The sequence below is a fragment of the Oceanobacillus luteolus genome (assembly GCF_042678205.1).
GTDB lineage: Bacteria > Bacillota > Bacilli > Bacillales > Amphibacillaceae > Oceanobacillus > Oceanobacillus luteolus.
Map to the genome: position 1 here is coordinate 1 of NZ_JBHUDE010000107.1, position 6,126 is coordinate 6,126.

Sequence of the window (6,126 nt, forward strand, 5' to 3'; positions counted from 1 at the left end):
CGCGTCGCCACGGACACCCTTGCGTTAAGCTAACCACTACTTCTGCCTTCATGGCTCGGGACTCTCACCCTAGAGATTACACCCATGCCGGGCGCACACAAAAAATCAGCCCTTTATCAAGGGCTGATTTTCCACTTTATCTTTTAGCTACAAATTCAATCTCTACATCAGCACCAAGTGGCAATTCATAGACAGCCACACAAGTTCTAGCAGGATAAGGTGCTTGGAAGAATGTTTCGTAAACACGGTTCATCTCATCGAAGTGCTTCATGCTCGTTAGATATACATTCACCTTAACAACATTATCTTCTGTGAGTCCTACTTCTTCTAGAACAGAAGTCAAATGCTTGAAGCATTGTTCTGTTTGAGATGTAATACTTTCGTTTGCTGGAGAATCTTCCGGACTTAAACGATTTTTTGCTGTCTGGCCGGAGAAATAAATGTATTCTCCCGCATCCACCGCATGGGAATAAGGACCAGAAGCAGAAACATCTTTAGCAGTATAAACTTTACGCATAATTAAAAACTCCTTTATTTTATAGTGAGTACAATATTTTGGAGGTCAATCATGAACAAAACATTTGTTTATAAAGAAATTAATAATACTGATATTCAAGCAGAATTATTCCCCGTTGAACAAGAGAATGCGCCTATTATTGTTTATATACATGGCGGCGGTCTAATCTGGGGAACAAGAAACGATATTAACCAAGAGCAAGTAAAACTTTATAATGACCATGGATATCACGTGCTCTCCATCGCTTATCGCTTAGCACCAGAAACAAAGCTACCTGAAATTATTAGTGATATTCAAGATGCGCTCAGCTGGGTTAAAGAAGAGCTGCCAAAACATCTGGATTATAATACAAATAAAGTTATTGTCGTCGGCAACTCAGCAGGTGGGTATTTGGCTCTCATGACAGGGACATTTGCTTTAAAACCTACTGCCATCATATCATTCTATGGCTACGGAAATATACTTGGCGACTGGTACAGCACACCTAGTACACATTTCAATAAGATGCCAAAAGTGAATGAAGCTTTAGCCAAACAATTGATCCGACCTAATCAAGTCGCGGAAGCTCCTATTACCGCTCGCTATGCCATTTACTTATATTGCCGTCAGCAAGGCGTCTGGTTGGACTATGTAACAGATCCTACAGAGACGACAAAAGAAGACCTTCTTGCCTTTTGCCCAGTTAATCAAGTTGACGCAGACTATCCACCAACACTGCTTCTCCACGGTGATGCGGACGAAGATGTGCCTTATGAAGAGTCTGTACAGATGCTAGAAGCACTTAAGCACAATGAAGTAAAAAGTAATCTAATTACTATTCCCAATGGAAAACACCAATTTGATGAAAATATGAATGATGATGTAGTTAAGTCATCTTTTGAAGAAATTTTTGATTTTCTTAAAGAGATATAATTAAAAGATGAGGCCAAAGACCTCATCTTTTTTATATCATAATTACTTGCAAGGTCGCTTCCGCTTTTGTTACGGCTAGCTCCAGAGGGCAGGGACTACCTGAACTTCATGCGCTTCCGGTAGAACCGCATTCCAGTTAGGCCGTCCCTAAAGGTCATTGTCACCTTTGATATTATCCAACAATGTGCGTGCCAGATTTACCTTCCATTGCTAAGTCAGCTTTGTCTAGAGAACAGATGATTGCTCTCCCGCCTGTTCTTGCAAAATTCATTGCAGCTTCCATTTTCGGCCCCATGCTTCCTGCAGAGAATTGTCCTTCATCTACATAGCCTTGAGCTTCTTCAAGGGAAATTTCAGTAAGTGCTTTTTGATCTGGTTTACCGTAGTTTACATATACGTTCTCTACATCAGTCAAGATCATGAATGTGTCAGCTTTAATTTCTTCAGCCAATTTGAAACCGCTACGGTCTTTATCGATTACCGCTTCGATTCCTTTGTATGTTCCGTCAGCTTGCTTAACAACAGGAACACCACCGCCGCCGCCAGCTACAATAATTGTACCAGCTTCAGATAGTTGTTGGATGACTTTAGAGCCTAGAATAGACTTTGGTTCTGGTGAAGCAACAACACGTCTGTAACCTCTACCAGCATCTTCTTTCACGATCCAGCCTTTTTCTTCTGCTAACTTATTCGCTTCTTCTTCAGAATAGAAAACACCGATTGGTTTAGAAGGATCTTGGAAGTCCGGATCATCTGCAGAAACTTCTGTTTGTGTTAACGTCACAGCAACAGGAGCTTGGTTATTTAATTTGAGCAGTTCATTTCTGAGTGACTGTTCCATCATATAACCAATGAATCCTTGGGATTCAGCACTACATACGTCCAACGGCATTGCTGGTACAACATGTTTTGCTTCCTCGTTTTGTCTTAAGATATTACCAACTTGCGGACCATTACCGTGTGTAACAACAACTGTATGTCCGTTATTGATGATACGTGCAATAACTTCTGCACTCTTACGTACGTTTTCCAATTGAATTTCATATGTTGCTTCTTGACCTGGTTGTAGAATTGCATTTCCACCTAAAGCGATAACTACTCTTTCACCCATTACTTTTCCTCCTCATCGCCAAAAGACCTAGTAAGATTCCAAATGTAGTATCGAGACCCGAACTATGGCCCATTGACAATAAATTATTAATTTTCACTTGCACTTCTGCCTTGCTCTCCTCAGTCATAGCATGAATCAATTCAATCACTGGCGAACCAAATTGATTGTTTAAAGCATATTTCAAATATTCCATGCTGACGTCGGTTGTGATTTTTTCACTGCTTATTATCCTGGAAAGTGTTTCGGGGAACAATGGAGACCACTCTTTTGAAACAGCATAGATGGCCATCAAACCGATAATATGGTCATCTCCTGTTGGAGTGCCTCCCTTCCCTCTTCCCAGAAAATAGCGAAGGACACGTTCCACTTCTTGTTCATCTTCCGAATACAATATAGCCATTAAGTCATAGTATACATCAAAAGAACTTCCCGACCCACTCTCATGTTCGACATAATGCTCCATAAATTCATTAATATCCAGACCTAACCCTGTTGGTTCGTCATTACCCGCCAAAGCAAGCAATAATGTTTCTAAATGCCGTGATAGAGAATGTACACTACCAGGGATAAGTTCCAACTTGTTTTCATAAGGCTTTCCTTCAAGATACACAATATCACAACTTTCGTTTATGCTCAGTATCTCTGTATTATTATGCCAAATCACCGGGTCATTATTACTGATCTTCGTCAAGAGGTCATGCACATCAGGGATGGGCAGAATAAATGAAAAAGGAAGTCGGCCACTTTGTTTTCCACCAATAAAAACAAGCGAATCACCCATTTTTATATTGAAGCCGTTATTGAATTTACTATGGATATGACCTTCTTTGTATTTCGAAAAAAGAAGAGGAATATGTCGATTATATTCCTCTACTTTATATACGAACCGTTGTGTCATTTAGATCAAGCCTAATTTGATTGCGTACGCTTCGATTGCTTTTTCGAAACATGCTCTTGGTGCACGAACTGTACCTGCACCGATTTGTCCTACTCCAGCTTTCTTATGCGCGATACCTGTGTTGATTACTGGCTCGATGCCTGTCTCAACAACTTTACGTGCGTCAATTCCAAGTAGTGTACCTTTGAAATCCCAAGTAGGAATTGTAAAGTTACTGTTATGGTCGATACAAATTTCCGCCATTTCATTACTTGTTTTTAGTGCATCATCAAATCCACCAGCACCTACGAAACGAGTAACACCAGGAGCAGCGATCATTGCCATCGCACCTACCCCGAATACTTCCGTGATCGCACTGTCACCAAGGTCTGGGTTAGCATCTTCTTGAGAATATCCTGTGAAGTATAATCCTTGTGGTGTGTTAACAGGAGCAGTAAACCACTCATCACCCATACCACTAATACGTACTCCAACGTTCTCACCGTTACGGCAAATTGCTGTAACAACTGTACCAGCTTCAATAGTTCTTGCACCATCCATAACAGCTTTTGCAGAAGCCATCATGATGTTCAGGAAGAATTGATCTGTATCAGCTAAGAATTGAACAACTTCTTGACGCTCTTTTTCATCCATATCTAATTGAACGATATATGGAGTGATCTCTTTTAAGAAAATAAGGGATGCTGCAATATTACGTTGGTGGAATTCGTCACCCATTGTAATTGCTTTAGCAATCATTACGTTAACGTTTAGTCCATCTGCAGTAAGTTTTAAAGCTTTTGCGATTGTTGGTCCTAACACGTCACGCATCCATTGTAGACGGTTGATAACTTCATCAGAGTAAGCACCGAAACGTAGTACCGCACCGATACCTTCGTTCATTGTGCAGTAAGCTTCGTTACCTTCTGAACGGTTTTCAACAACTAATACCGGCATGTTCGCAGAAGTGATACCACCCATTGGGCCTACAGCACGAACATGGTGACATGGCATGAATTCAACTTCACCATTTGCAAGCATTTCTTCCGCGTCTTTCTCGTTATCAGCCCATCCTTCGAATAGAGCTGCACCGATACATGAACCTTGCATTGGACCCGTCATGTTTTCCCATTTGATTGGTGGGCCAGCATGTAGTAGAAGCTTACGGTCTTCGAATTCCTTGATTTTTGATTTAGCTGGAACAACATCAACTAGAAATGGAGCGCCACCAGCGATTTTGTCAATAACGGCTCTGTTTGCTTCATCGATTGAGTTAAATTTCATGATAATTCCTCCTTGGATTTTCGCTACTCATTTTCAAAACTTCCACGCTCAGAAACTTTACGTAACCGAGCGCTTCCGTTTTTGGTTTAATTATTTCAATAAGCTAAGGATTTTTCTCATTCTTGCGTTACCACCAGCAATTGGTCTCCAATCGTATTGAACCACCGGAACATTATTTGCAACAATTGCGTCAGTAAAGCTCTTCAATCCTACGTTGATAATACGTGGACGGTCATTAACAAGCTCAGAGATTTGTTCAGAAATAGTTAGGTCAATATTTGTCTTCTCAGCTTCAACATGTTCCTTCGTTACATCATTCATAGCTAGGCCGATGATGTCCAAAGCTGTACGGATTGCTTCATCGTTGTTGTCTTTCACGATGATGCCAGCTTCACGAAGTCGGTTGATATGACCTTGGTAGTCTTGTGGATCACTCTTCGTACCACATACAGAAGCTACGAAGTATAGGTCTCTTCCTTCTGATTTCGCATGTTCCATACCTTCTTGGATTGCTGGAAGTAATGCGCTCGCCATATCGTTATGAGAACCGTAACCAAGTACGAAATCAAGTAGAATAACTGCTGTTTGCTCATCTTTAGCAGCTTCTTTAATAAAGTTGGCACGAGTTTCCGGATCGATCATCGGGTGTGGTTTACCTTGAGTATATTTATCATCACCTAAGTCCACAATCATATGACCATCTTTACGGAATACATAACCTTCTTCGTTCGTGATTTCAGAACCAAGTCCAAGAGCATCGGAAAGCATAACCGCCGCTTCTGAAGCAAGTGTACCACCAGAATAAAGTCCTTTAATTGCATTTTGGTTATCTTTCAATGAAGCACCTTCGAATTTGTAGTCTCCTACATAACCATCATTACGCACTTCATTTCCACGAACTAAGTCAACTGCAATATGGGCAGTTTCAGCTAACGTATAAGCATGGTAAACGTTACCTTCATGTTTTTCAGGTTTTTCACCAAGGAAGATTGCTACTACTGGTTTAGATAAGCTGTGAAGTAATTCAACAACTTCGTCTCTAACCTCTTTTGCCGGTGGCTTAGAAACGATAGCGATAACTTCTGTTTGAGCATGATTTTCTAATGCTTTAATTCCGTTCATCATAGTGATTGCACCAACTTCATCTTTCAAGTCACGACCACCCGTACCGATCGCATGGCTTACACCTTCACCAAGACGGTCAATAATCGCAGAGACTTCTTGGATACCTGTACCAGAAGCACCTACAATACCGATACGGCCTTTATTTACAACGTTAGCAAACGCCATTGGAACACCGTCTAGAATACCAGTACCACAGTCGGGAGTGTAAAATAAACTGTGTAAGTGAGAGAGCGTACGGCTCTTGCTTCGCAGTTTATTTTTTTATTGTTAGAATAAACATATAAGATTGGGAGGTTATTC

General features: G+C 40.9%; 6 protein-coding genes. 1 reads left to right on the forward strand and 5 read right to left on the reverse strand.

Annotation, left to right across the window (positions count from 1 at the left end):
* Nucleotides 1-136: 136 nt before the first annotated feature.
* Nucleotides 137-517 (reverse strand): RidA family protein, encoded by a 381-nt coding sequence (locus tag ACFSBH_RS12785; protein ID WP_379597858.1) that lies wholly within the window; start codon nucleotides 515-517, stop codon nucleotides 137-139.
* Between the two features lie 51 nt (nucleotides 518-568).
* On the opposite strand from ACFSBH_RS12785, the gene ACFSBH_RS12790 reads away from it, so the two are divergent.
* A complete protein-coding gene (locus tag ACFSBH_RS12790) occupies nucleotides 569-1,429 on the forward strand; it encodes an alpha/beta hydrolase (protein ID WP_379597860.1) in 861 nt (286 codons plus the stop codon).
* 172 nt (nucleotides 1,430-1,601) lie between these two features.
* Here ACFSBH_RS12790 and arcC read toward each other — a convergent pair whose 3' ends face one another.
* From arcC to fdrA, 4 genes are all read right to left on the reverse strand, one after another.
* On the reverse strand, nucleotides 1,602-2,540 hold the full coding sequence (arcC, locus tag ACFSBH_RS12795; RefSeq protein WP_251513604.1) for a carbamate kinase: 939 nt from the start codon (nucleotides 2,538-2,540) through the stop codon (nucleotides 1,602-1,604).
* Nucleotides 2,533-3,438 carry an oxamate carbamoyltransferase subunit AllH family protein gene (locus ACFSBH_RS12800; RefSeq protein ID WP_379597863.1) on the reverse strand — a complete coding sequence of 302 codons (906 nt, stop codon included), beginning with the start codon at nucleotides 3,436-3,438 and terminating at the stop codon, nucleotides 2,533-2,535. The genes arcC and ACFSBH_RS12800 overlap by 8 nt, the downstream gene beginning before the upstream one ends.
* Nucleotides 3,439-4,701, reverse strand: a complete 1,263-nt coding sequence (locus ACFSBH_RS12805) for a YlbE family protein (RefSeq protein WP_251513609.1) — start codon at nucleotides 4,699-4,701, stop codon at nucleotides 3,439-3,441.
* A 90-nt stretch (nucleotides 4,702-4,791) separates the two neighbouring features.
* On the reverse strand, nucleotides 4,792-6,078 hold the full coding sequence (gene fdrA, locus ACFSBH_RS12810; protein ID WP_379597865.1) for an acyl-CoA synthetase FdrA: 1,287 nt from the start codon (nucleotides 6,076-6,078) through the stop codon (nucleotides 4,792-4,794).
* Between the last annotated feature and the right edge of the window lie 48 nt (nucleotides 6,079-6,126).

Excerpts from the sequence above, each read along its gene's own strand:
- ACFSBH_RS12805 (WP_251513609.1), bottom strand. The coding sequence starts at position 4,701 with ATGAAATTTAACTCAATCGATGAAGCAAACAGAGCCGTTATTGACAAA.
- ACFSBH_RS12785 (WP_379597858.1), bottom strand. The coding sequence starts at position 517 with ATGCGTAAAGTTTATACTGCTAAAGATGTTTCTGCTTCTGGTCCTTAT.
- arcC (WP_251513604.1), bottom strand. The coding sequence starts at position 2,540 with ATGGGTGAAAGAGTAGTTATCGCTTTAGGTGGAAATGCAATTCTACAA.
- ACFSBH_RS12800 (WP_379597863.1), bottom strand. The coding sequence starts at position 3,438 with ATGACACAACGGTTCGTATATAAAGTAGAGGAATATAATCGACATATT.
- ACFSBH_RS12790 (WP_379597860.1), top strand. The coding sequence starts at position 569 with ATGAACAAAACATTTGTTTATAAAGAAATTAATAATACTGATATTCAA.